General features: G+C 43.1%; 1 protein-coding gene. It reads left to right on the plus strand.

What is annotated here, in order from left to right:
• On the plus strand, positions 1-1,387 hold a 1,387-nt coding region (locus I4V84_RS19460), incomplete at its 5' end, for an ISNCY family transposase (protein ID WP_195993195.1).
• Positions 1,388-1,476 lie beyond the last annotated feature (89 nt).

The raw sequence follows: 1,476 nt of genomic DNA on the forward strand, positions 1-1,476 counted from the left end.
GGATGAACAAAAGAAATATGAGGTGATCAAATCATTGGCAGATCATCCAGCCCCTAACAAGCAGAGAGCTGCCCTTACTCTCGGTTGTACTGTACGTCACATTAACCGTATGCTTAAAGGCTACAAAGAACATGGCAAAGCCTATTTTATCCATGGCAACAGAGGACGTAAACCAGCCAATACCATCCCCAATGAAACTCGTAATCTTGTTGTCGATTTATACCGCAACAAATACTATGATGCCAATTTTGAACATTTCACTGAGTTATTAGGAAAACATGAAGATATCTACATCTCCCCTTCAGCGGTTATGTCTATTCTCGAAGCTGAATACATTCTCTCTCCCAAGGCTACAAAAGCTAAGAAAAAGAGAATCAAAGAACAATTAAAAGCCGATAAAAAAGCGGCGAAATCTCAGAAAGAAGCGGATCAGATACAGATTAATCTTGTTGCTCTTGAGGACGCCCATTCCCGCCGTCCCAGAGCCGCTTATTTCGGTGAACTGCAGCAAATGGACGCAACTCCCTACGAATGGATCCCCGCTCAGATATGGCATCTGCATCTGGCTATAGATGATGCTACAGGAAGGATTACCGGCGGTTGGTTTGATACCCAGGAAACTCTGAATGGCTATTACCACGTTTTCCATCAGATTCTCACAACTTACGGTATCCCCTACAAGTTCTTTACAGACCGCCGTACTGTTTTCACCTATAAAAAGAAAAACTCCCCATCTATCGATGAGGATACCTATACACAGTTTGCCTATGCCTGTAAACAGCTTGGGGTTGAACTGGGATCAAGCAGTGTGCCTCAGGCAAAAGGACGTGTAGAACGCCTGAACCAGACGCTACAGTCGCGCCTGCCAGTCGAGTTGAGACTTGCAGGCATAACGACCATAGACGCTGCCAATGAATTCCTAAACTCCTACATAAAGGAATTCAATGAGAAGTTTGCCCTTCCCCTTCATGGTATCAAGTCTGTGTTCGAAGTGCAACCCAAAATTGAAAAAATCAACCTGATTCTTGCAGTTTTATGCGAAAGAACGGTAGATACCGGACACTGTTTAAGGCATTCCAATAAATACTACCGTATGATTGACAGCAGAGGCAATCAGGTCCACTACCGAAAAGGAACAAAGGTAATGTTTATTCAGGCTTTTGATGGCAGTCAATACTGCTGTGTAAATGACAAAGACATCTATGCACTGGAAGAAATACCCGAGCACGAAACAAAATCAAAAGACTTAGATATAGACTATACTCCGCCAAAACCAAAGAAGCCCCGCATTCCACCAATGAACCACCCCTGGCGTCGTCAACAGTTTGGAAAATTTGTCAAACAGCAAGAACACCACCAGAATGATCAAGATACAAAAATTGCCTGAGGAATGAAGCACATCAATATAACAAGCCCCAGCAAAAAGCCGGGGCTAATACTTCAATTATTTTAGGACATTTTCAAAAACGCTTGACA

The sequence above is a fragment of the Ruminococcus sp. 1001713B170207_170306_F1 genome (assembly GCF_015668065.1).
Taxonomy (GTDB): Bacteria; Bacillota; Clostridia; order Lachnospirales; family Lachnospiraceae; genus Blautia_A; species Blautia_A faecis.